Source organism: Solwaraspora sp. WMMD1047, from assembly GCF_029626155.1.
In the GTDB taxonomy this organism is placed as follows: Bacteria; Actinomycetota; Actinomycetes; order Mycobacteriales; family Micromonosporaceae; genus WMMD1047.
The window spans coordinates 3872003-3892816 of record NZ_JARUBL010000001.1 but is presented as its reverse complement, the minus strand read 5'-3'; the positions used below and the strand labels follow the sequence as shown (position 1 = coordinate 3892816).

Annotated in this window: 22 protein-coding genes; 10 read left to right on the top strand and 12 right to left on the bottom strand. The window is 72.7% G+C overall.

The window, feature by feature from the left end:
• The first annotated feature begins 83 nt into the window (after nucleotides 1–83).
• Nucleotides 84–2864 (top strand): DEAD/DEAH box helicase, encoded by a 2781-nt coding sequence (locus tag O7627_RS17680; RefSeq protein ID WP_278094624.1) that lies wholly within the window; start codon nucleotides 84–86, stop codon nucleotides 2862–2864.
• A 180-nt stretch (nucleotides 2865–3044) separates the two neighbouring features.
• On the top strand, nucleotides 3045–3821 hold the full coding sequence (locus O7627_RS17675) for an MHYT domain-containing protein (protein ID WP_278094623.1): 777 nt from the start codon (nucleotides 3045–3047) through the stop codon (nucleotides 3819–3821).
• An 86-nt stretch (nucleotides 3822–3907) separates the two neighbouring features.
• On the opposite strand, the gene O7627_RS17670 is transcribed toward O7627_RS17675, so the two are convergent.
• Nucleotides 3908–4822 carry a 5'-3' exonuclease gene (locus tag O7627_RS17670; RefSeq protein ID WP_278094622.1) on the bottom strand — a complete coding sequence of 305 codons (915 nt, stop codon included), beginning with the start codon at nucleotides 4820–4822 and terminating at the stop codon, nucleotides 3908–3910.
• Between the two features lie 38 nt (nucleotides 4823–4860).
• Nucleotides 4861–5811 (bottom strand): AraC family transcriptional regulator, encoded by a 951-nt coding sequence (locus tag O7627_RS17665; RefSeq protein ID WP_278094621.1) that lies wholly within the window; start codon nucleotides 5809–5811, stop codon nucleotides 4861–4863.
• 81 nt (nucleotides 5812–5892) lie between these two features.
• On the opposite strand from O7627_RS17665, the gene O7627_RS17660 reads away from it, so the two are divergent.
• Nucleotides 5893–6735, top strand: coding sequence for an NmrA family transcriptional regulator (locus O7627_RS17660; RefSeq protein ID WP_278094620.1), 843 nt, complete (start codon nucleotides 5893–5895; stop codon nucleotides 6733–6735).
• A complete protein-coding gene (locus O7627_RS17655; protein ID WP_278094619.1) occupies nucleotides 6732–7223 on the top strand; it encodes an anthrone oxygenase family protein in 492 nt (163 codons plus the stop codon). Before O7627_RS17660 ends, O7627_RS17655 begins: the two co-directional genes overlap by 4 nt.
• On the opposite strand, the gene O7627_RS17650 is transcribed toward O7627_RS17655, so the two are convergent.
• Together O7627_RS17650 and O7627_RS17645 are read right to left on the bottom strand one after the other, a co-directional pair.
• Nucleotides 7220–7909 carry a response regulator transcription factor gene (locus O7627_RS17650; RefSeq protein WP_278094618.1) on the bottom strand — a complete coding sequence of 230 codons (690 nt, stop codon included), beginning with the start codon at nucleotides 7907–7909 and terminating at the stop codon, nucleotides 7220–7222. The two genes, O7627_RS17655 and O7627_RS17650, sit on opposite strands and share 4 nt — an antisense overlap.
• Nucleotides 7902–9125 (bottom strand): histidine kinase, encoded by a 1224-nt coding sequence (locus O7627_RS17645; RefSeq protein WP_278094617.1) that lies wholly within the window; start codon nucleotides 9123–9125, stop codon nucleotides 7902–7904. Before O7627_RS17645 ends, O7627_RS17650 begins: the two co-directional genes overlap by 8 nt.
• Nucleotides 9126–9309: 184 nt before the next feature.
• On the opposite strand from O7627_RS17645, the gene O7627_RS17640 reads away from it, so the two are divergent.
• The 4 genes from O7627_RS17640 to O7627_RS17625 are packed head-to-tail and all read left to right on the top strand — an operon-like array spanning nucleotide 9310 to nucleotide 14517.
• A complete protein-coding gene (locus O7627_RS17640; protein WP_278094616.1) occupies nucleotides 9310–11523 on the top strand; it encodes an MMPL family transporter in 2214 nt (737 codons plus the stop codon).
• Nucleotides 11524–11531: 8 nt separating this feature from the next.
• Nucleotides 11532–12890, top strand: coding sequence for a glycosyltransferase 87 family protein (locus O7627_RS17635; protein ID WP_278094615.1), 1359 nt, complete (start codon nucleotides 11532–11534; stop codon nucleotides 12888–12890).
• On the top strand, nucleotides 12838–13506 hold the full coding sequence (locus O7627_RS17630; RefSeq protein ID WP_278094614.1) for a HEAT repeat domain-containing protein: 669 nt from the start codon (nucleotides 12838–12840) through the stop codon (nucleotides 13504–13506). The genes O7627_RS17635 and O7627_RS17630 overlap by 53 nt, the downstream gene beginning before the upstream one ends.
• Nucleotides 13507–13512: 6 nt before the next feature.
• The gene (locus tag O7627_RS17625) at nucleotides 13513–14517 is read left to right on the top strand and encodes a HEAT repeat domain-containing protein (RefSeq protein WP_278094613.1); all 1005 of its coding nucleotides are present in this window, start codon (nucleotides 13513–13515) and stop codon (nucleotides 14515–14517) included.
• A 25-nt stretch (nucleotides 14518–14542) separates the two neighbouring features.
• Here the strand turns inward: O7627_RS17625 and O7627_RS17620 are convergent, their stop codons facing one another.
• Both O7627_RS17620 and O7627_RS17615 read right to left on the bottom strand, forming a co-directional pair.
• Nucleotides 14543–14872: a helix-turn-helix domain-containing protein gene (locus O7627_RS17620; RefSeq protein WP_278094612.1), complete on the bottom strand. Its 330-nt coding sequence runs from the start codon at nucleotides 14870–14872 to the stop codon at nucleotides 14543–14545.
• Nucleotides 14859–15293 carry an SRPBCC domain-containing protein gene (locus O7627_RS17615; protein ID WP_278094611.1) on the bottom strand — a complete coding sequence of 145 codons (435 nt, stop codon included), beginning with the start codon at nucleotides 15291–15293 and terminating at the stop codon, nucleotides 14859–14861. Before O7627_RS17615 ends, O7627_RS17620 begins: the two co-directional genes overlap by 14 nt.
• Nucleotides 15294–15458: 165 nt before the next feature.
• On the opposite strand from O7627_RS17615, the gene O7627_RS17610 reads away from it, so the two are divergent.
• Nucleotides 15459–16298 (top strand): NmrA family NAD(P)-binding protein, encoded by an 840-nt coding sequence (locus O7627_RS17610; protein ID WP_278094610.1) that lies wholly within the window; start codon nucleotides 15459–15461, stop codon nucleotides 16296–16298.
• A 151-nt stretch (nucleotides 16299–16449) separates the two neighbouring features.
• On the opposite strand, the gene O7627_RS17605 is transcribed toward O7627_RS17610, so the two are convergent.
• The 5 genes from O7627_RS17605 to O7627_RS17585 form a co-directional block, all read right to left on the bottom strand.
• Nucleotides 16450–16872 carry an SRPBCC domain-containing protein gene (locus tag O7627_RS17605; RefSeq protein ID WP_278094609.1) on the bottom strand — a complete coding sequence of 141 codons (423 nt, stop codon included), beginning with the start codon at nucleotides 16870–16872 and terminating at the stop codon, nucleotides 16450–16452.
• Nucleotides 16869–17189, bottom strand: a complete 321-nt coding sequence (locus tag O7627_RS17600; protein ID WP_278094608.1) for a metalloregulator ArsR/SmtB family transcription factor — start codon at nucleotides 17187–17189, stop codon at nucleotides 16869–16871. Before O7627_RS17600 ends, O7627_RS17605 begins: the two co-directional genes overlap by 4 nt.
• 3 nt (nucleotides 17190–17192) lie before the next feature.
• Nucleotides 17193–17567: a VOC family protein gene (locus tag O7627_RS17595; protein WP_278094607.1), complete on the bottom strand. Its 375-nt coding sequence runs from the start codon at nucleotides 17565–17567 to the stop codon at nucleotides 17193–17195.
• A 532-nt stretch (nucleotides 17568–18099) separates the two neighbouring features.
• Nucleotides 18100–18342 carry a DUF397 domain-containing protein gene (locus tag O7627_RS17590; protein WP_278094606.1) on the bottom strand — a complete coding sequence of 81 codons (243 nt, stop codon included), beginning with the start codon at nucleotides 18340–18342 and terminating at the stop codon, nucleotides 18100–18102.
• The gene (locus tag O7627_RS17585) at nucleotides 18332–19219 is read right to left on the bottom strand and encodes a helix-turn-helix transcriptional regulator (protein ID WP_278094605.1); all 888 of its coding nucleotides are present in this window, start codon (nucleotides 19217–19219) and stop codon (nucleotides 18332–18334) included. Before O7627_RS17585 ends, O7627_RS17590 begins: the two co-directional genes overlap by 11 nt.
• A 553-nt stretch (nucleotides 19220–19772) precedes the next feature.
• On the opposite strand from O7627_RS17585, the gene O7627_RS17580 reads away from it, so the two are divergent.
• Nucleotides 19773–20063, top strand: coding sequence for a hypothetical protein (locus O7627_RS17580; RefSeq protein ID WP_278094604.1), 291 nt, complete (start codon nucleotides 19773–19775; stop codon nucleotides 20061–20063).
• 67 nt (nucleotides 20064–20130) lie between these two features.
• On the opposite strand, the gene O7627_RS17575 is transcribed toward O7627_RS17580, so the two are convergent.
• Nucleotides 20131–20727, bottom strand: a complete 597-nt coding sequence (locus O7627_RS17575) for a TIGR03086 family metal-binding protein (protein ID WP_278094603.1) — start codon at nucleotides 20725–20727, stop codon at nucleotides 20131–20133.
• Nucleotides 20728–20814 lie beyond the last annotated feature (87 nt).

Genomic DNA, 20814 nt, shown 5'->3' with positions numbered 1-20814 from the left:
CGTGCACCCTACCGACCGGCTCGGCGGGGACCGGTGGACGGCCTCCCGACGGGAACCGCGCCGCACGCATTAATCTTGACCGTATGTCGAGCCCCGCCGAGCGGTACGCCGCGGCGCGCCGCCGGGCCGTGCACGCCAGTTCCTTCCCCGCCCTCAACGAGTTCGCGGTCGAGCTCGGCTTCGACCTGGACGACTTCCAGCGGGAGGCCTGCCAGGCCCTGGAGCGGGGCAGCGGCGTGCTGGTCTGCGCCCCGACCGGTGCCGGCAAGACGGTGGTCGGCGAGTTCGCCGTGCACCTGGCGCTGCGCCCGACCGGCGAGGCGGGCAGCCCGGTGCGCAAGTGCTTCTACACCACCCCGATCAAGGCGCTCTCCAACCAGAAGTACCACGACCTGGTGGACCGCTACGGCGTCGAGCGGGTCGGCCTGTTGACCGGCGACAACGCGATAAACGGCGACGCCCCGGTGGTGGTGATGACCACCGAGGTGCTGCGCAACATGCTCTACGCGGGCTCGCCGACCCTGCACGGGCTGGCCTACGTGGTGATGGACGAGGTGCACTACCTGGCCGACCGGTTCCGGGGCGGGGTCTGGGAAGAGGTGATCATTCACCTGCCGGAGTCGGTGCGGCTGGTGTCGCTGTCGGCGACCGTCTCCAACGCGGAGGAGTTCGCCGACTGGCTGGTCACCGTGCGGGGCGAGACCGAGGTGGTGGTCAGCGAGCACCGGCCGGTGCCGCTGTGGCAGCACATGCTTGTCGGCCGGCGGATGTTCGACCTGTTCCACGACGCCGACGCGGCCCGCAAGCACGACGTGCACCCGGAGCTGCTGCGCTACACCAGGGAGCAGCTGCGTCGGCTGGAGCTGGGCGACGGCCGGACCCACGGGTCCGGGTGGGGCCGTTCGGGCGGACGGGGGCCGCGTTGGCGCGGGCCGCTGCGGGCCGAGGTGGTCGACCGGCTGGACCGGGCCGGCCTGCTGCCGGCGATCCTGTTCATCTTCAGCCGGGCCGGCTGTGACGCGGCCGTGCAGCAGTGCCTCGCCGGTGGCCTGCGGCTTACCACGCCGGAGGAGCGGGCCGAGATCCGCCGGGTGGTGGAGAGCCGGGTGACGGCGATCCCCGGCGAGGATCTGGCGGTGCTCGGCTACTGGGAGTGGCTCGACGGCCTGGAGCGCGGGCTTGCCGCCCACCACGCCGGGATGCTGCCGGCGTTCAAGGAGGTGGTCGAGGAGCTGTTCCTGCGCGGGTTGGTCAAGGCGGTCTTCGCCACCGAGACGCTGGCGCTGGGGATCAACATGCCGGCCCGCTGCGTGGTGCTGGAACGGCTGGTCAAGTTCAACGGTGAGGCGCACGTCGACCTGACGCCGGGGGAGTACACCCAGCTCACCGGGCGGGCCGGTCGGCGCGGCATCGACGTCGAGGGGCACGCGGTGGTGGTCTGGTCGCCGGAGGTGGATCCCCGGCACGTGGCCGGGCTGGCGTCCACCCGGACCTATCCGCTGCGGTCGAGCTTCCGGCCGTCGTACAACATGGCGGTGAACCTGGTCGGGTCGGTGGGCGCCGCGCCCGCGCGGGCGCTGCTGGAGTCCTCGTTCGCGCAGTTCCAGGCGGACCGGTCGGTGGTCGGGCTGGCCCGGCAGGTGCAGCGCAACGTGGAGACCATCGAGACGTACGGTACCGAGGCGCACTGCCACCACGGCGACTTCGACGAGTACTTCGCCATCCGGGTGGCGATCGCGGAGCGGGAGCAGGCGCTGGCCCGACACGGGCAGAGCCAACGCCGGGCGGCGGCGCTGACGTCGCTGGAGCGGCTGCGGGTCGGTGACGTGATCCGGGTTCCGTCCGGGCGGCGGGCCGGGCTGGCGGTGGTGCTCGAACCGGGGGCCGCCGGGTTCGGCGAGCCGCGGCCGCTGGTGCTGACCCAGGACCGGTGGGCCGGGCGGGTCACGCCGGGTGACTTCACCAGCCCGGCGGAGGTGCTGGCCCGGATCCGGGTGCCGAAGCACTTCAACCACCGGTCGCCGGCCGCCCGCCGGGACCTGGCGGCGGCGGTCAGCGGTACCGGGCTGGACCGCCGGCCCGGCCGGCGCGGCGGGCGGTCCCGGACCGGCGGCGAGGACCACCAGCTCACCGAGCTCCGCGCCGAGCTGCGCCGGCATCCCTGCCACGCCTGCGACGAGCGCGAGGAGCACGCCCGGTGGGCGGAACGGCGGCGGCGGCTGGAGCGCGACACCGACGAGTTGCGGCAGCGGGTGGCGGGCCGGACCGGTTCGTTGGCGCTGACGTTCGACCGGGTCTGCGGGATGTTGACCGCCCGGGACTACCTCACCGAGGACGGTTCGGTGACCGACGCCGGCCGGATGCTGGCCCGGATCTGGACCGAGGCCGACCTGCTGGTCGCCGAGTGTGTCCGGCGCCGGATCTGGGACGGGCTCTCCCCGGCGGAGTTGGCCGCGGCGGTCTCGGTGCTGGTGTACGAGGCGCGCCGGGACAGTGACGAGCGGGCGTCGGTGCCCCGGGGCGGGGTGGCCGAGGCGGTCGACGCGACCCTGGCCCTCTGGGCCGAGCTGGAGGCGGACGAGGCGGCTCGGGGTCTGGAGCCGACCCGGGAGCCCGACCTGGGTTTCGTCTGGCCGATCCACCGCTGGGCGCGGGGGGAGGCGTTGGCGAAGGTGCTCGCCAGCGGCCACAACCTCGATGGCGACATGCCGGCCGGTGACTTCGTCCGGTGGGCCCGGCAGGTGGTCGACCTGCTCGGCCAGCTCACCGACGCCTCCGGCGCGTCGGCCGAACTGCGGGCCACCGCCCGGCAGGCGATGGCCGCGATCAACCGTGGGGTGCTGGCGTACCACGCGACCGCGTAAGGCCAACTACTCGGAGCGACTTTCCGATAATTTTCATTGACCTTTCAACTACGCCTGGTCAGGGCACCTTCACCAGCCGAATTTAAGCCGAACCCCCGGTTGCGATTCGGTCGCCGACCGCTAATCATCGCTGCTGGGTGCCGGTATGCCGGACGGTAGTGGCGCGGGCTGGGGGACGTCGTGGGAGAGATCAATCATTTCGAGTACGGGTGGATCACACCCGGGCTCAGCTACGCCCTGTCGGTGCTTGGCTCGTTCCTCGGGCTGCTCTGCGCCGTGCGGGCCCGGCAGGCGCCCTCGACGGCCCAGCGCTCCTGGTGGTTGAGCCTCGCCGCGTGGGCGCTCGGCGGCACGGCTATCTGGACCATGCACTTCATGGCGATGCTCGGCTTCGGCGTCAGCGGCACCCAGATCCGCTACGACGTGCCGATCACGGCCGCGAGCGCGGTCATCGCGATCGTCACGGTCGGCATCGGGCTGTTCATCGTCGGGCTCGGCGGGTTCTCCAGCGTGCGGATCATCATCGGCGGCATCTTCACCGGTCTCGGCGTCGCGGCCATGCACTACACCGGGATGGCCGCGATGCAGATCAACGGCCGGATCGACTACGCCCCCGGGCCGGTCGGGCTCTCGATCGGCATCGCGGTGGTCGCCGCCACCGCCGCGCTCTGGCTGGCGATGACCGTCCGCGGCGGCTGGGCCATCGCCGGCGCCTCGCTGGTGATGGGGCTGGCGGTCAGCGGCATGCACTACACCGGCATGTCCGCGATGTCGGTGCATCTGCACAGCACGGCCGGCACCGTGTCCGGCGCGACCGAGTCGACCCTGCTGGTGCCGATCCTGCTGACCGTCATCTTCGTGGTGATCGGCCTGATCTACGCGGTGCTCGCCGCGCCCACCGACGAGGACCGGGCCGCCGCCGCCTACCTGAACGCCCGGATGGCCGAGCGGTCCTGACAGCCCCGGACGAACCGACCGGACCTGAACGCTCGGGTGGCCCCGACCATGCCCGACCGGCCGGACAGGGCGGTCCCGCGCCGGTCTCAGCCGGCCAGGGCGTCCACCAGGCGGCGGCACGGGCCGGCCAGGTTCCACTTCTCGGCGAGGGCGAGCAGCCCGTCCGGGTCGACCGGCGCGGTCGGCAGCTCGGTCCGCAGCGGTGGCAGCGGCACGTCGCGCGCCACGCGTACCACGGTCGGGGCGACGGCGAGGTAGTCGCGGGCGGCGGCCAGCTTGCCGCGCAGGCCCGGCGCGAAGCCGGCGGCCGGATCGTCGAGCGCGGCCAGGATCGCGTCCAGGCTGCCGTACCGGTCGACCAGGCGGGCGGCGGTCTTGTCGCCGACGCCGGCCACCCCTGGCAGCCCGTCGCTGGGGTCGCCGCGCAGCGCGGCGAAGTCGGCATAACCGGCGGCCGGGACGCCGTACCTGGCCCGCACCGCGGCGTCGTCGCAGTCCTCCAGCTTCGCCACCCCCCGCCCGACGTAGAGCAGCCGGACCCCGCGCGCGTCGTCGACGAGCTGGAACAGGTCCCGGTCGCCGGAGACCACCTCCACCGGCGCCGGCTCCCGGGTGGCCAGCGTGCCGAGCACGTCGTCGGCCTCGTAGCCGTCGTGCCCGACGGCCGGGATGCCGACCGCCGCGAGTAGATCCAGGATCAGCGGCACCTGGGGGCTGAGCGTGTCCGGCACCACCTCGCCGCCCTCGGGGGCCACCCGGTGCAACTTGTACGACGGCAGCAGCGCCACCCGCCACGCCGGCCGCCAGTCGAAGTCCAGCGCGCAGACCAGCCGGTCGGGCCGCCGGTTGCGGATCAGCGTCGAGATCATGTCGAGGAAGCCCCGGACCGCGTTGACCGGGCTGCCGTCGGCCGCCCTCGCCGCCGACTCCGGAATGCCGAAGTAGGCGCGGAAGTAGAGGCTGGGTGCGTCCACCAGGAGCAGGGGTCGGCTCTGCGTCACGCCATCACCCTGGCACACCGCTGTGACAGCCCGGACCGTCACCCCGCCCCGGCCAGGACCTGCGCGGCCCGGTACTGCTGCGGGCTGGTGCCCCGGACCCGCTTGAAGGCCGCGCTGAGGGCGAACCCGCTGCCGTAGCCGACCTTGCGGGCCACCGACCCGACCGTCGCGTCGGGCTCGGTGAGCAGGTCGGCGGCGAGGTCGAGCCGCCAGCCGGTCAGGAACGCCATCGGCGGCTCCCCGACCAGGTCGGTGAAGCGCCGGGCCAGCGCGGCCCGGGAGACCCCGACGTGCGCGGCCAGCGTGGCCACCGTCCACGGGTGGGCCGGGTCGCTCTGCATGCCGCGCAGCGCCCGGCCCACCACCGGATCGTCGAGCGCCCGGTACCAGCCCGGCGCCGCGGCGCCCGCCTCGGCGAACCAGACCCGCAGCGCCGCGACCAGCAGCAGATCCAGCAGCCGGTCCAGCACCACCTCCTGGCCGGGGGTGTCGCGCACGATCTCCTCGTTGAGCAGCGGAACCAGGGTGCCGTTCCACGGCCCGTCCGGGACCAGCAGGGTGGCCGGCAGCGCGCCGAGCAGCCGGCCGCTGATCTCGCCGTCGAGCTGGTAGGTGCCGGTGAGCAGCACCGTCTCACCGTCCGTCCGGTGTCCCCAGGTGCGCACCCCCAGCACGGTCGGCAGCGTCAGCTCGCTGCCGTCGGGCGCGGTGCAGCGCTGCCCCGGCTCGACGATCACCTGCGGTGCGGTGCCCGGCTCGTCGGCGACCGTGTACGGATCGGGTCCCCGGGCGATCACCACGTCGCCGGGGGCGAACCGCAGCGGTGGTTCGCCGTCGCGGACCAACCAACCGGTGCCCCGGATCATCGTCATCAGCGACAGTGGCGCGCGGTCCCGGATCCGCAGCGACCAGGGCGGGTCGAGCACCGTGCGGAGCAGGAAGGCGCCCCGGGCACGCGGCCCGTCGAGCAACCCGGTGAGCGGATCCACGCCAGCCATCCTAGACGCTGGAACATGCATCGGAGCTTCTCGCCCATGGACCGTCTCATCGGCGCCCGGTTGACTGTCCACATGACATCTGACAACGACACCATCCTGGTCACCGCCGGCACCGGCAAGACCGGCCGCCGGGTTGCCGAGCGGCTCACCGCCCGCGGCCTGCCGGTCCGGATCGGCTCCCGCGCCGCCGAGCCACCGTTCGACTGGTCCCGGCCGGAGGGCTGGCCGGACGTGCTGCGTGGGGTCGGTTCGGCCTACCTCGTCTACTATCCCGACCTGGCGTTCCCTGGCGCGGCCAAGGCCGTCGGCGAGTTCACGGAGTTGGCGGTCGCCGCCGGGGTGCGCCGGCTGGTGCTGCTCTCCGGGCGGGGCGAGCCGGAGAACGACCCGGCCGAGCAGGCGGTACGCGACTGCGGCGCCGAATGGACAATCGTGCGGCCGAGCTGGTTCGCGCAGAACTTCAGCGAGGACTTCCTGGTCGAGCCGGTGCGCCGGGGCGTGCTGGCGCTGCCGGCGGTCGGCGTACCGGAGCCGTTCGTCGACGCCGAGGACATCGCCGACGTGGTGACCGCCGCCCTGACCGGGCCGGGCCACGCCGGCCAGGTCTACGAGCTGACCGGGCCGCGCCTGCTCACCTTCGCCGACGCGACCGCCGAGATCGGCCGGGCCGCCGGCCGCGAGGTGCGCTTCGAGCCGGTCAGCCCGACGCGGTACGCCCATGTGCTGGCCGACCTCGGCATGCCGGCCGAGGTGGCGGTGCCGCTGACCGAGCTGTTCACCCGGGTCCTCGACGGCCGCAACGCCCACCTGGCCGACGGCGTCCAACGGGCGCTCGGCCGGGAACCCCGGGACTTCGCCGAGTACGCCCGCCGCGCCGCCGCCACCGGGGTGTGGAACCCGGGGGAGTCGCGGTGACCGCCGTCGGCCTGCGGATCGCCGTGCTGGTCGCGGCGACGGTCTGCACCGGCCTGATCGCCGGCCTGCTGGCCGCGTTCGCATACGCGGTGATGCCCGGCCTGGCCCGCACCGACGACCGCACCTTCGTCACCGCGATGGCCCGGATCAACGAGTCCATCATCAACGCCTGGTTCGCGGTCATCTTCGGCGGCGCGCTCCTCTTCACCATCGGCGGGATTCCACTGCACCTGCGGGCCGAGAACCCGGCCGCGCTGTTCTGGAACACGGCCGCGCTGGTTCTCTATCTGGTCGCCCTCGTCATCACCGGGGTGGTGAACGTGCCCCTGAACAACGGCCTGGCCGGCGACGAGCAGACGGTCGACCCGGCCACCGCCCGGCGCCGCTTCGAAACCCGCTGGGTGCGCTGGAACATCGCCCGGGCGGTGGCCGCCACCGCCGCGGTCGGCTGTCTGGGCGGCGCGCTGGTCCAGACCACCGGCGGTTAGCTGTCGGGGAGGGCGTCGCCGGGCCGGACCAGGCGGTGCTGGTAGGCGAAGACCACCAGCTGCGCCCGGTCGCGGGCGGCCAGCTTGATCATCGTACGGTTGATGTGGGTCTTCACGGTCAGCGGCGACAGATGCAGCCGGCGGGCGATGTCCTGGTTGGACAGCCCGTGCGCGACAAGCAGCAGGATCTCCCGTTCCCGCTCGGTGACCAGCGCCAGCTCCGGGGGTTGCCGGGCGGGTTGCGGAATGTGGTGGATCAGCCGGCTGATCAGCCCGCTGGTGGCCCGCGGGGAGAGCAGCGCCTCCCCACCGGCGACCACCCGGATGGCGGCGACCAGATCGCCCGGCGCGACGTTCTTGCCCAGGAAGCCGCTCGCCCCGGCCTGCAGGGCGTAGATCACGTTGTCGTCGTTGTCGAAGGTGGTCAACACCAGCACCCGTACGCCGGTGAGGCGCTCGTCGGCGCCGATCCGGCGGGTCGCCTCGATGCCGTCGAGGTGCGGCATCCGGATGTCCATCAGCACGACGTCCACCGCGGCGCGGTGGCACAGCGCGACGGCCTCCCGGCCGTCGGCGGCCTCGCCGACGACCGTCATCCCGGGCGCCGCGTCGATGATCATCCGGAAGCCGGCGCGGATGAGGGCCTGGTCGTCGGCGAGGAGCACCCGGATATCCCCGTCACCCATCGCCGCTCCCGACGGGGCTATCCACCGGCGGCGACTGGCCGGGCGGATGGAGCCGGTCGACCGCCCGATCGTCGGTGGGCAGCTCGGCGCGTACCCGGAAAATCCCGCCGGGGGCCGGCCCGGCGGTGATGGTGCCCTGCGCGGCGGTCGCGCGTTCCCGCATGCCGAGCAGCCCCAACCCGGAGCCGGGCGGGTGGCCGCCGGGCCCGGCCGTCCGGTTGGTGACCTCGACGACGACGGTGTCGGCGGTGTACGTGAGATCGAGGTTGGCGCCCCCGTCGCCGTACCGGTGGGCGTTCGTCAACGCCTCCTGCGCGACCCGGTACGCGGCCAGGTCCACCACCGCCGGCAGCGGCCGGGCCGCGCCGTGCTGCCGGTGCCGGACGGCGAAGCCCGCGTTGCGGAGCCCGGCCAGCAGGTCCGGCAGCCGCTCCACCCCGGGCGCCGGCTCGGTGCTGCGGCGCTCGTCCGGGTCACGCAACACCGTGATCACCGACTTGATCTCCTCCAGCACGGTGTCGGCGGCGGTGCGGATGTGCCCCAGCACCGGCCACACCCGGTCCGGCTGGTCGCGCAGCACATGGCCGGCGGCGCCGGCGTGCACGCTGATCACCGCGATGTGGTGGGCGACGACGTCGTGCAGCTCGCGGGCGATGCGCAGCCGTTCGTCCATCACCCGGCGGCGGGCCTCCTCCTCGCGGGTCAGCTCCGCCTGCCGGGCCCGTTCGGTCACCTCGGCGATGTACGCCCGGCGCATCCGGATCGAGTCGCCCACCGCGGCGCCGCCGGCGATGAGGGTGATGGTCGCGAACTGGTCCCGGTTCCACCAGTCCGTGCCGTGCACCGCCGAGCCGACGACCATCAGCGAGCCCCACACGAGGAAGGCGTAGAACCAGGGCCGGCGACGCGGACTGTGCAGCGCGGCGGACCAGGTGAGCAGACCGGCGACCACGAACAGCCCGTCCGGCGGCCGGCCCAGCGTGATCGCGAGCGCGCCGACGGCGGTGGCCGCCAGCAGGGTCGGCAGGGGCTGCCGGCGAACCGCCAGGATCAGCACGGCGCAGAGCAGAGCGAGCAGCGTCGCCACGACGTGCGCCGAGGTGTAGCCGAGGAAGAGCACGGTCAGGACGCCGACGACCACCAGCGCCAGGTCGCCGAGCAGGCCACGGTGGCGGTCGAGCCGCGCGGGCAGCCATCTGGTGCTCACCGTGTCCATCGTGACGACGGTAGCCGGGGTCGGCGGTTCCCTCGACCTGCTCGCGCGGTACCGGACGCCGCGACCATACCGCGATCGCGGTACGCCGCTGTCTGCGCTGACGGGACGACCCACCCCGGGGCCGCCCGCCATCGTGAAGGCCGCCCCCCAACCCAGGGGCTGCCGACCGTGACGGAGGAGACCCGTGGCGACCCTGTTGTACCGGCTGGGCCGGTTCTCGTTCCGGCGCCGCCGGCTGACCCTCATCCTGTGGGTGCTGCTGCTGGCCCTGATCGGCCTCGGCTCGGCCCGGCTCTCCGGACCGACGAACGACGCCCTCTCCATCCCCGGCACCGAGTCGTGGCGGGCCATGGACGTGCTGGCCGAGGAGTTCGGCACGGGCACCGACACCGCCACCGCGCGGGTGGTCTTCACGGTCTCCGGCGACGCCGTCCTCACCGGCGCGGACCAGCGGGCCGCGGTGACCGCGACGGTCGCCGAGCTGAGGGCGGCACCCCAGGTGACGTCGGTCGCCGACCCCTACCAGGCGCAGACCATCGCCCCGGACGGGCGGACCGGCTACGCCACCGTCACCTACCCGGTCGGTCCGGCCGAGGTGGACCTCGCCTCCCGGGAGGCGCTGCTGGCCGCCGCCGAGCCCGCCCGAGCGGCCGGCGTCGGCGTCGAGTACGCCGGGGAGGTCACCGAGACGGCCGAGGCCAGCAGCGCCGCCGAGGCGGTCGGCATCGTGGTGGCCGGAATCGTCCTGCTGATCACCTTCGGCTCGCTGGTGGCCGCCGGGCTGCCGCTGCTGACCGCGTTCATCGGCGTCGGCGTCGGCCTGCTCGGCATCGGGATCGCCACCGGGTTCGTCGATCTGGCCTCGAACACCTCGGGGCTGGCCACCATGCTGGGACTGGCCGTCGGCATCGACTACGCGCTGTTCATCCTGTCCCGCTACCGGCACGAACTGACCACCGGCCAGGACGGCGAGCAGGCCGCCGGCCGGGCCGTGGGCACCGCCGGTTCCGCGGTCGTCTTCGCCGGCCTGACGGTCATCATCGCCCTGGTCGCGCTCACCGTGGTCGGGCTCCCGTTCCTCACCGCCATGGGTCTGGCCGCGGCCGGCACCGTCGCCGTGGCCGTCATGATCAGCCTGTCCCTGCTGCCCGCCCTGCTCGGTTTCGCCGGCCGCCGGGTGCTGCCCCGGTCACTGCGGAAGGGCACCGGCCGCCCGGAGCCGACCAGGACGCCGTACGGCGAACGCTGGGCCCGTGGCGTGGTCCGGCACCGCGTACCGGTGTTGATCCTGTCGGTGCTCGCGGTCGGCGTCGTCGCCATCCCGGCGCTCGACCTGCGGTTGGCCCTGCCCGACGCCGGCACCGCGTCGCCCGACACCACACAGCGCAAGGCGTACGACCAGCTCGCGGCGGCGTTCGGGGCCGGTGTCAACGGGCCACTGCTCATCGTGGTCGAGGCCGGCCCGGGAGGCGCCGAGGCCGCGGTTGAGCGGGCGCGGCGACTCATCGCCGGTCTGGACGATGTCGTGGCGGCCACCCCCGCGACGGTCAACGCGGCCGGCGATGTCGCGACCTTCACGGTCGTCCCGGCGGCCGGACCCACCGGCGAGCAGACGAAAACGCTGGTGCGGCAGATCCGTGACCAGCAGGCCGACCTCACCGCGGCCACCGACGGTGCCACCCTGGCCGTCACCGGTCGGACCGCGATCGACATCGACATCTCGCAGAAGATCAGCGACGCGTTGCTGCCGTACCTGGCCGTCGTGGTCGGTCTCGCGCTGCTCCTGCTGATCCTGGTCTTCCGCAGCATCCTGGTACCGATCAAGGCGATCGGAGGGTTCCTGCTGTCGGTGGCCGCCTCGTTCGGGGCGCTGGTCCTCGTCTTCCAGCAGGGCCAGCTGGCGGATCTGGTCGGCCCGCAGGTGCCCGGACCGGTCGTCAGCTTCATCCCGATCTTCCTCATCGGCATCCTGTTCGGCCTGGCCATGGATTACGAGGTCTTCCTCGTCACCCGGGTCCGGGAGGAGTTCGCCCGCGGCGCCGCTCCGAACGACGCCATCGTCGTCGGCTTCACCCACGGCGCCCGGGTCGTCACCGCCGCGGCCCTGATCATGATCAGCGTCTTCGCGGGCTTCATTCTCTCCCCGGACCGCATCATCACCTCGCTCGGCTTCACGCTCGCGATCGGCGTCGCCGTCGACGCCCTGCTGGTCCGCATGACGATCGTCCCGGCGGCCCTGTCGCTGCTCGGCCGGTCCGCCTGGTGGCTGCCGACCTGGCTGGACCGGATCCTGCCGAGCCTCGATGTCGAGGGCGATCGACTCACGGATAGCGGCGCGAACACGATCCGCCACGCGGAGTCTGCCCACCCGGCGGAGGTGCGAATGCCACTGGGATGATGTGCCGCGTGGCTCGACTGGGTGCCGGTGGCCCGCGCCGGCTGGTGGGGTGGGACGGGATGGCCCTCTCGCTGGGGGTGACGGTGCTGGCGATGGGCGCCGGGTATCTGCAGAAGTTGCCCTGCGACCTCGCCGGCTGGCCGAACCGCAACGAGGAGCTCTACCAGCGGTTCTGCTACAGCGACGTACCCGTGCTCTTCCGGGACCGGGGTCTCATCGACGGCGTCTTTCCCTACGACGCCACCTCGCGCCCCCTGGAATACCCGGTGGTGACCGGCCTGGTGATGGACGCGACCGGCCGCCTGACCCGACTGCTGGCCGCTGGCGCCGACGAGGCCGCCATGGTCCGCCTCTACTTCGGCCTGAACACCGTCCTCCTGCTCGCCTTCGCACTGGTGATCACCGCCGCCGTCCGGCTGCTGGTGATCCGTGCGGGCGGCCGCCCGAGGGAGGCGCTGCTCTTCGCCGCCGCGCCCGGGCTGGTGGTCACCGGCACCATCAACTGGGACCTGGTCGCGCTCGCCGTCGCGGTGCTGGCCCTGCTGGCGTGGAGTTCCCGCCAACCGGTGATCGCCGGCATCTTCATCGGCGTCGGCACCGCGACCAAACTGTTCCCCGGCCTGATCCTCGTACCCCTGGTGGTGTTGGGGTGGCGGTACCGCCGGCTGCCGGCGGTCGCCGCCGCCACGGTGGCCGCGGCCGTCGCCTGGGCCGCGGTGAACCTGCCGATCGCGGTGCTCTACCCGCAGGGCTGGCTGGAGTTCTTCCGGTTCAACAGCGACCGCGGCGCCGACATCGGCTCGGCCTGGTACGCGCTCGAACGGGTCGGCCTCACCGTGCCGCACCTCAACGTGCTGGCGCCGCTGGGTTTCCTGGCGCTGCTGCTCGCGATCGTCGTCTTCGCGCTGCGGTCGGCGGTGCCGCCCACGGCGGCCAGGCTGACGTTCCTGGTGATCGCCGCGTTCCTGCTCACCAACAAGGTGTACTCGCCGCAGTACGTGCTCTGGATGCTGCTGTTCGCGGTGGTCGCGTTGTGCGGGGTGCCGGCGCGGCGGGCGCTGCCGGCGTTCGCGGCCTGGCAGGCGGCCGAGGTGAGCTACTGGCTGATGGTGTGGCCGCATCTGCTGAACGGACACCACCTCATCGGGGCGACCGGAGTGCTGTACATGTCGGCGCTGGCCGCGCGCATGCTCACCACCGCCTGGCTCTGCGTCGTGGTGGCCCGCGCCGCGTGGAACGAGCCCGACGCCCCGATCGCGCCCCTTGACCTTGACACGGTGACAAGCTCTTCACTGGGTCGAGGAGGTGGTCCCGATGACCCGGCCGGAACCGGACACGGCGGAGTTTCGTGCCTTTCAGGCACTTGAGAGCGGTAACCCGACGGTGCGGCTGCGGGCGGCGCTGGCGGTCGGCACGAGCCCGGACCCGAGGTTCGTCGACCGGCTGGTGCAGCGGTGCGCGGTCGAGCCCGAGTTCGCCGTGCGCGAGATGCTCACCTGGGCGCTCATCCGGCACCCACCGGAGCAGACGGTCCCGAAGCTGATCGACGAACTCCGCTCGCCGCGTGCCCAGGCGCGCAGCCAGGCCCTGCACACCCTGTCCAAGTTCGGGGACCGGCGGGCGTATCCGGCGATCACCCGGGCGCTGCTGGCCGACGCCGACGACGAGGTGGCCCGCGCTGCCTGGCGGGCGGCGGTCGCCCTGGTGCCCGAGGGGGCGGAGGTCGAGCTGGCGGAGATACTGGCGACCCAGCTCGGGCGCGGTGAGCGGGAGACGCAGTTGAGCCTGAGCCGGGCGCTGATCGCACTCGGCGAGGCGGCCACCCCGGTCGTGTCCGCCGCCACGACACACCGGGACCATCGGGTACGCCAGCACGCCATCGCCACCGAGCGGTCGGCGCGCGACCCGGACGCCGGATTCGAGTACGCGGTCGAGCAGGCGAAGCGGGTCGTCGCCCTCGACGGACCCAGAAAGCAGGGATGACGGGCTGTGTTGATCGGTGACGTGGCCCGGCGCTCCGGGGTCAGCGCCCGCATGCTCCGGCACTACGAGTCGCTCGGCCTGGTGCGGCCAACGGGTCGCACCGTGGCCGGCTACCGGGAGTACTCCGGCGAGGACATCCGCCGGATCTTCCACATCGAGAGCCTGCGGTCGCTGGGGTTGTCGCTGCGCGACATCGGGCGTGCGCTCGACGATCCCGACTTCGCGCCGGGCCAGCTCGTCGACGACCTGATCCGCCGGACCCGGGACCGCATCGCCACCGAGACGGAGCTGCTCACCCGGCTGGATCGCATCGGCGCGGCGGAGCCGGCGGACTGGGAGGAGGTGCTGCAGACCGTCGCGCTCCTGCACGCGCTGGGGTCGGAGAGCGCCGGGAGGCGCCAGCGCGCGGCCCTGGCCTCGGCCGAGGGCACCCCGACGCCGGTGGCGGCGCTTGTCGAGGCGGCGCTGAACGAGGCCGACCCGAACGTCGCCGGGGCCCTGCGCTGGGCGCTGGTGCAGTCGGGCGACGGTGCGTTGGCGCTGCTGGCCGAGGGACTCGGGGCGGCTGCGCCCGACGTGCGCAGACGCGCGGTCGAGGCGGTCGCCGAGGTGCCCGACGAGCGCGCCACCGCGCTGCTGAAAGACGCTCTGGCCAGTCCCGATCCGGCGGTGCGCCGGTATGCGGCGCTGGCGCTCGGGCCGCGTGGCGTGGCGGACGCGATCCCGACCCTCGTCGAGATGGTGGTCGACGCCGTGAGTGACGTCGACGCGGCCGACGCGCTGGGCGCGCTGGCGGGCGATCCGGTGGTGGCGGACGAGATCGTCGCCAGGCTGGTCGACCGCCTCGCCGACGACACCGCCGACCCGGCCGTACGCGGACGGCTGACCCAGGCACTCGCGGAGATCCCGGGCCCTGCGGCGTCGGCGGCCCTCACCGAGCTGTCCAGCGACGCCGACCGGGTCGTCGCGTCGACCGCGACCTACGTGCTCACGCTGCGGACCGGGCGGTGACGACCCGCCCGGGGGCGGTCGGTTGTCACCGCAGCCGGTCCCGTAGGGCGGCGAGCGGTCCGTCCCAGTCGCGGGCGAGGGCGGCGAGGAACTGCTGGGCCACCTTCATCGGGGCGGAGTCCAACCGGTAGCGGACCCGGCGCCGTTCGCCCGGCTCGGCCACCACCAGCCCCGCGTCGGCGAGCAGCGCGAGGTGTTTGGCGATGGCCTGCCGGGTGATCGGCAGGCGGGCGGCCAGGTCGGTCGCGGTGGCCGGACCGCCGGCCGCGAGCGCGGCGAGGATCGCTCGCCGGCTCGGGTCGGCCAGGGCCGCGAAGACCTCCTGCGCCACCGCCTCCAGGTCAGGCTTGTCCATCGAGGTACGCGACCAGCTCGCCCAGCTCGTTCGTCCAGCCCTCGGTGTTGCCCCCGTGGGCCTTCTGGTGGTCGGCGTCGGGCAGCTGGGCGAATCCGCTCTCCACCATGGTCAGGATGGTGCCGGTGTCGGTGGGCTCCAGGGTGAACTCGACGTAGCTGCGTCGCGGGTCGCCGTCGGGCAGGCCGTAGAGCGGCCAGGTGTAGCCGAACACGCGCGGGGGTTCGACCCGTTCGATGGTGAGGGTGGCGCTGTCGCCGCTGTCCCAGGTCAGTTTCGCCTGGCCGCCGACGCGCAGGTCGACCTCGGCCCGGTTGCCGAACCAGGTGCCGAGACCCTCGGCGGTGGTCAGGGCGGCCCAGACCCGCTCCGGCGGGTGGGCGATCTCGAGGGTGCGCTCGATCCGGTCGGGGAATGCCATGTCGATCTCCTTGAGTAGCAACCATCCGGTTGCCATCCAACCTATAGCAATCAGATGGTTGCGTCAACGGCGGGGAGTCCTTGACCTCAACCACGGTTGCAGTTGCAGCCTGGGGGTGAGCGGGGCCGGTCGACCGGCCCCGCCGTCACCGCAGGAGGGACGACGATGCAGGTTCTGGTAACGGGGGCGACCGGCAGTGTGGGCCGGCACCTGGTCGCCGAGTTGATCCGCCACGGCGCGCGGGTACGGGCACTGGTCCGCGACGCCGGGGCAGCCGGGCTTCCGGCCGGGGTCGAGGCGGCGGTGGGCGACCTGAACCGACCGGAAACCCTGCGGCCGGCCGTCGCGGGTGTGGACGCGGTGTTCCTGCTCTGGCCGTCGATGTCCGCCGCCGGCGCGGCCGAGGCCGTCGAGGTGCTCGCCGGTCCCGGCCGACACGTCTGCTACCTCTCCGCGATGAACGTCCGCGACGACCGGGACCCGGCGGCCAACGGGGTGTGGGGCCAGGTCGAGGATCTGGTACGGCGGTCCGGGGCGGACTGGACCTTCCTACGGGCCGGCGGGTTCGCCACCAACACCCTGGGCTGGGCGGCGGACATCGCCGCCACCGGCGAGATCCGCTGGGTGTACGGCGAGGCGGGACGGTCCCTGCTGCACGAGCGGGACATCGCGGCCGTGGCAGCGCTGGCGCTCACCGACCGGCGGCACGTCGGGGCGACGTACGTGCTGACCGGACCGGAGGTGGTCACCCAGATCGAGCAGGCCCGCCTGATCGGCGAGGCGATCGGCCGGCCGGTGCGCTGGGTCGAACTCCCGGTCGAGGACGCGCGGCGGCAGCTGCTGGCCGAGTGGGGTGATCCGGCGGTGGTGGATGCGTCGTTGGCCTACTGGGCGGGCCTGGTCGCGTCACCGGAGCCGGTGACCCGAGCCGTCGAGGAGATCACCGGAGCGCCGGCGCGCTCATTCCGGCAGTGGGCCGTCGACCACGCCGACGACTTCCGCTAGAAGCAGCCGTTCCGCTCTGGGACGGGCTGGAGAACCTCCAGGAGGGCTACCAGGTCGAATCCGTCTCCTCGCCCAGCGGAGTAACGCACATGACCTGCGCCCGGAGCGGTGACCGCCGGTTGCGCGACGGTCCGCCGTACCAACCGACGGGCTACCGCAGGCTCCCGAGGGTGCGTTCGAGGCGGCGGGCGAGGTGGGTGCGCCACCCGCCGTCCAACAGCCGGCGTACGGCCTGCTGGCCCGGGTCGCTTTCGTCGAAGCCCTCATGGATGAGGAACAGCCGGGTGCCGCGGCCTTCGGCCGCGAGTCGCCAGGTGACGGTGGTGTCGACGCCGGGGCCGCCGGCCCAGCTGATGCGCAGCAGCTCAGGCGGTTCCACCGCGAGGACCTGGCAGTGAACCACGCCGTCGAAGCCCGGAGCGGGCTCGGTACGGAAGGTGAATCGATGCCCGACGCGGGGCTGGAAGTCGTTCGGCATGAGCCACCGGGCGAGCAGGACGGGGTCGGTCAGGGCCCGCCACACCTTCTCCGGCGGGTGCGGCAGGAACGCGTCGGTGCGGATGTCGGCGCTCACGGCTGCTCGTCCAGCACGTCGCGCAGGGCGGTGAGGCGGGCGCCCCAGAACTGCTCGTAGTGGCTCACCCAGTCGGTCACCTCGCGCAGCGGCTGCGGCCGCAGCCGGTAGCGACGTTCACGGCCGACCCGTTCCTCGACGACGAGATCGGCGTTCCGCAGCACCTGCAGGTGCTGCGAAACCGCCGGCCGGCTGATCGCGAAGTCGTGGGCGAGCTCGTGGACCGCCAGCGGCCCAGACCGCAGCGCGTCGAGCAGGGCGCGTCGGACCGGGCTGGCGATGGCGGTGAACACGTCAACGGCTGCCGGGGCGGCCATCCGTCAGGCGCTGGCAGCGGTGGCCTGCAGCACGATGCCGTTGCCGTCCGGATCGTCGAAGGTGACGAACCGCCCCCACGGCTGCTCCTGGATGCCGTCGGGGATCGTCACTCCGCGGGCGGTCAACGCGGTGACCTCGGCGTCGAGGTCCTCAGCCTCCAACACCAGTCCCTTCACCGAACCGGGCGCCATGGTCGGGAACCAGGTGACCAGGGTGATCGCCGTCTGCCCTCCCTTCGGGCAGACCTCCACCCAGCGCTGGTCCGGCCCCATCGGGTTGTCCCGGACGAGGTCGAAGCCGAGAACATCGACGTAGAAATCGCGGGCTCGGTCCTGGTCGCGCACGGGCAACGACAACAACCGGATGTGTGTGGCCATGCGCCCAACATAGGTAAGAAGATGCTTACGGGTCAAGTCGGCGGGCCGCACCGACTGCCAGCGGCGTGACCCGGCGCCGGAGCCGCTGGTCGCCCTGGCGCTCTCGGCGCCTGAGCCGCTTCCGTTCGGGCTGCCGCAAGGCCGCAGCGCGCTCTGTGGGCCTTGCCTGTAGGCGAGCTGGGCCGGCGCCGTCGACCGGCGACGCGGCCGGATAGGGTCACTGTGGGTAGCGGGCGTCGACCCAACAGTCGCGGATGCGAATATGCCTCTCAGGCATAAATATGACTCGGTGGAATAATGCCGATCCGGCTTCTCGATTTGAGCGACGTCACCTACCCGAAACAAAACCATGTCGTACGGAGGCAGGCGACCAGCGGGCACGGTGTTGCCGATCAACGGTGCGTGGTCGGGGTCGCAAGGCGGGGCGGCAAACGCGACGTATTCAGTGTCGGGTTGCCGGCTGCCGGCCGGACGCCGGAAGCGAACGCCGTGCCGGGTCGCCCGCCGGTGGTGCCGGCGGGCGACGGAGTCGTTACCGGGTGGCGACGAACGCGCGCCAGGCGGCGGCGGAGAAGGTGAGCACCGACCCGGCCGGGTCCTTGCTGTCGCGCACCTGAACGGTCCCCGGCACGGCAGCCACCTCGACACAGTCACCGCTGCCGGCGGAGCGACTGGACTTGCGGAACACGCCGTCCAGCGGCAACGCGGCCACCTCGACGCAGTTGCCGCTGCCGCCGGATCGGGTGGACTTGCGGAACACGCCGTCAAGCTTCATCGCGGTACTCCTTCGCGAGCGCGGTGATCAGCGCGAGCGAGTCTATCCCATCGAGGGCATCGGTATTGAGGCTAGTCCATATCTCTTCGTAGGTGGCGATCTCGGCCGGCTTGTCCAGGTAGATGGCACCGCATGGACCATCCATGTAGACGGTCGACGGCTCGGGACCGCGAGCGCTGTCGTCGGGGAAGTCGAGCAGGGAGAAGCCCCCCGCGCTTACCCAGCGGTGCAGGCCGGCGGCCAGTGGCAGCACCCGCAGGGTGAGGTTGTGCCGCCGGGTGGCGGCGAGCAGGTAGTCGAGTTGGCGGGCCATGGCGCCCAGGTCGCGCAGCGGGCGGCGCAGGACGGCCTCGCTGACGATCACGTCGAGTTGTGGAGCGGGCGGGACGGCACGGGCGAGGAGGCCCTGTCGACGCAGTCGGACGTCAGCCTTGGCTCGCCGCTCCGGCTCCGGCAGGTCCGGGTGGTCGGTGGCGATCACCTCGGTCATGTACTCCACGGTCTGCAGTAGACCGGGAACGATGTTCGGCTCGTAGTGGCGGATCCGGGACGCAACTGCCTCCAGACCGACGTAGAGCTTGAACCACTCCTCGACGATCCCCTCGCCGTAGCTGTGCCACCAACCGTCGGCCTTCGTCTGGCTGGCCAGCGAGCGGAGCTTCTTGATGGTCTGGGGGCCGGCGCCGTAGAGGCGGCACATCGCCTCGACGTCGTTGGGGTGCATCGGGACCTGGCCGGTCTCGTAGCGCCAGATGCGGGGCTGGGACCATTCGAGCGCCTTCGCGGCGGCGGTGACCGTGATGTGGCCGTGCTCGCGAAGGTCCCTCAGGTATCGGCCCAGTTGCCTGCGCGGAACGGTGCTCCCGGCGTCGTCCACGTTGTCCTCCCGACTGATTCCACGTTGGATCCATCAGCTCTTCGGCCCGATCATTCCGCGCATTCTTGCCGGGCGCCAGTGCCGCGATGAGCATCATCTGAGAATCGGTGTTCCGGCCGGTTCGCGGGGACACCGGAATCGGATCCGCCCCTCACCTGAGTCCGGTGTCCCCGTACCCCCGAATCCCCGGTGTCCGGGTCGTTGCCGTGCGGGCGCGGCCCGGGCGCCGGCCGAGGTCAGGCGGTCCGATCATGCGATTTCCGCAGTTCAGAGGCTTGAGTCGCGCGGCGGCGGTGGTGCCGATGTGGCCGACCCACCGCCGCGACTGGACGCGCTGGGGGCGTTACTGCCGATGCGGACTGCGCTGGCGCGGCTGCCCGGACCGGCCCTCGTCGCCACTGGATCCGCCCTATCCCGGCGCGGCGCTGGTCCGCGATCCGGCCGGCGCGAAAACTGTGTGTAACCGGTTTTCCATTATGCGGCGTAATGGTGGTCCAATCTGGCGCCGCGAGGCAACTCGCAAAGGCGACCGGGCCAACCGTGGGACGAGCCGATGACCGCCGCCGCCGGACCCGGCGCCGACAGGTCAACCCCATTTCCGGTGCGCGTCGGCGACCTGATCCGGATACCCGAGTCTGAATATTGTTACGGCGTCGGTGAGCTGCTGATGCGGATCACCGTCGTACCGGCGTCGGCGCACGTACCGGGTCTGGAATGGGTCGAACTGGCGGGTGTCCCGATCGGGCACCGGGGCCGGGAGGGCGACCCCCGGTCGGCGCTGGTCCGAGCCTCGGCGCTGCGGCGGCCCGGCCGAGTCATCCGGCTACCCCGACCCGGCAGCTGACCGAGCGGCCAGCCAGGTCGGCTCGGGTGCGGGCTCCAGTCCCGCTCCGGTCCCGCTCTGGTGCGGCTCAGGTGCGGCTCGGGTCGCGGCCGGCGAGACCGGCGAGCCGGTCGTAGAGCGGGGCGTCGGCGGGGACCGGCACCTCGGGGCCGAACGCCCTGCCGTCGGCCTCGGCGCCGCGGAAGGCCGGCTGCAACGCGCCCCGGATCCAGTCCAGCGACGCCTGCCCGACGGCCGGGTCGAGGTCCGTCGACTTACCGGTGGCCCGGGCCATGTCCCAGGCGTGCACGGCGAACTCGGCGGTCTGCTGGTCGACGGGGAATCTGGCCGGCAGCTCACCCATGCCGGGCATGGTGATCGTGCCGGTCAGGTCACCGGCCTTGCGCCAGGCGGCAATCAGCTCGCTGGCGCCCGCGCGGAACGCGGCGGCCCGGTCGCCCGAAACGGCGGGGACCGGCTCGGACCAGTCCGGCCGGTCGCCGGTGGCGGTCTTGAAGAACTGACTCAGGTCGTGCACAAGGTGGTCGCCAAGGCCGGCCACGGTCCAGCTCCGGCACGGGGTGGGCAGCTCCTGCTGATCCTCGCGGACACTCGCGAGCACCGCACCGACCTGCTCCAACGCGCGCGCCAGCAGGTCGACCGGATCGCCGGCCAGGTTCGTCATGTCGCCACCTGAGATCATCGCCGGGCCGGTGCCTGCCGACCGGCGGTCGACCGAACGGCCCGACCTCGGCAGATACAACCACAGCTC

Coding starts and splice junctions, on each gene's coding strand:
- O7627_RS17590 (WP_278094606.1), bottom strand. CDS start 18,342: ATGAAGCTTGACGGCGTGTTCCGCAAGTCCACCCGATCCGGCGGCAGC.
- O7627_RS17615 (WP_278094611.1), bottom strand. CDS start 15,293: ATGGCATTCCCCGACCGGATCGAGCGCACCCTCGAGATCGCCCACCCG.
- O7627_RS17630 (WP_278094614.1), top strand. CDS start 12,838: ATGACCCGGCCGGAACCGGACACGGCGGAGTTTCGTGCCTTTCAGGCA.
- O7627_RS17600 (WP_278094608.1), bottom strand. CDS start 17,189: ATGGCCGCCCCGGCAGCCGTTGACGTGTTCACCGCCATCGCCAGCCCG.
- O7627_RS17580 (WP_278094604.1), top strand. CDS start 19,773: ATGACCGCCGCCGCCGGACCCGGCGCCGACAGGTCAACCCCATTTCCG.
- O7627_RS17660 (WP_278094620.1), top strand. CDS start 5,893: ATGACATCTGACAACGACACCATCCTGGTCACCGCCGGCACCGGCAAG.
- O7627_RS17645 (WP_278094617.1), bottom strand. CDS start 9,125: ATGGACACGGTGAGCACCAGATGGCTGCCCGCGCGGCTCGACCGCCAC.
- O7627_RS17680 (WP_278094624.1), top strand. CDS start 84: ATGTCGAGCCCCGCCGAGCGGTACGCCGCGGCGCGCCGCCGGGCCGTG.
- O7627_RS17650 (WP_278094618.1), bottom strand. CDS start 7,909: ATGGGTGACGGGGATATCCGGGTGCTCCTCGCCGACGACCAGGCCCTC.
- O7627_RS17595 (WP_278094607.1), bottom strand. CDS start 17,567: ATGGCCACACACATCCGGTTGTTGTCGTTGCCCGTGCGCGACCAGGAC.
- O7627_RS17575 (WP_278094603.1), bottom strand. CDS start 20,727: ATGACGAACCTGGCCGGCGATCCGGTCGACCTGCTGGCGCGCGCGTTG.
- O7627_RS17610 (WP_278094610.1), top strand. CDS start 15,459: ATGCAGGTTCTGGTAACGGGGGCGACCGGCAGTGTGGGCCGGCACCTG.
- O7627_RS17620 (WP_278094612.1), bottom strand. CDS start 14,872: ATGGACAAGCCTGACCTGGAGGCGGTGGCGCAGGAGGTCTTCGCGGCC.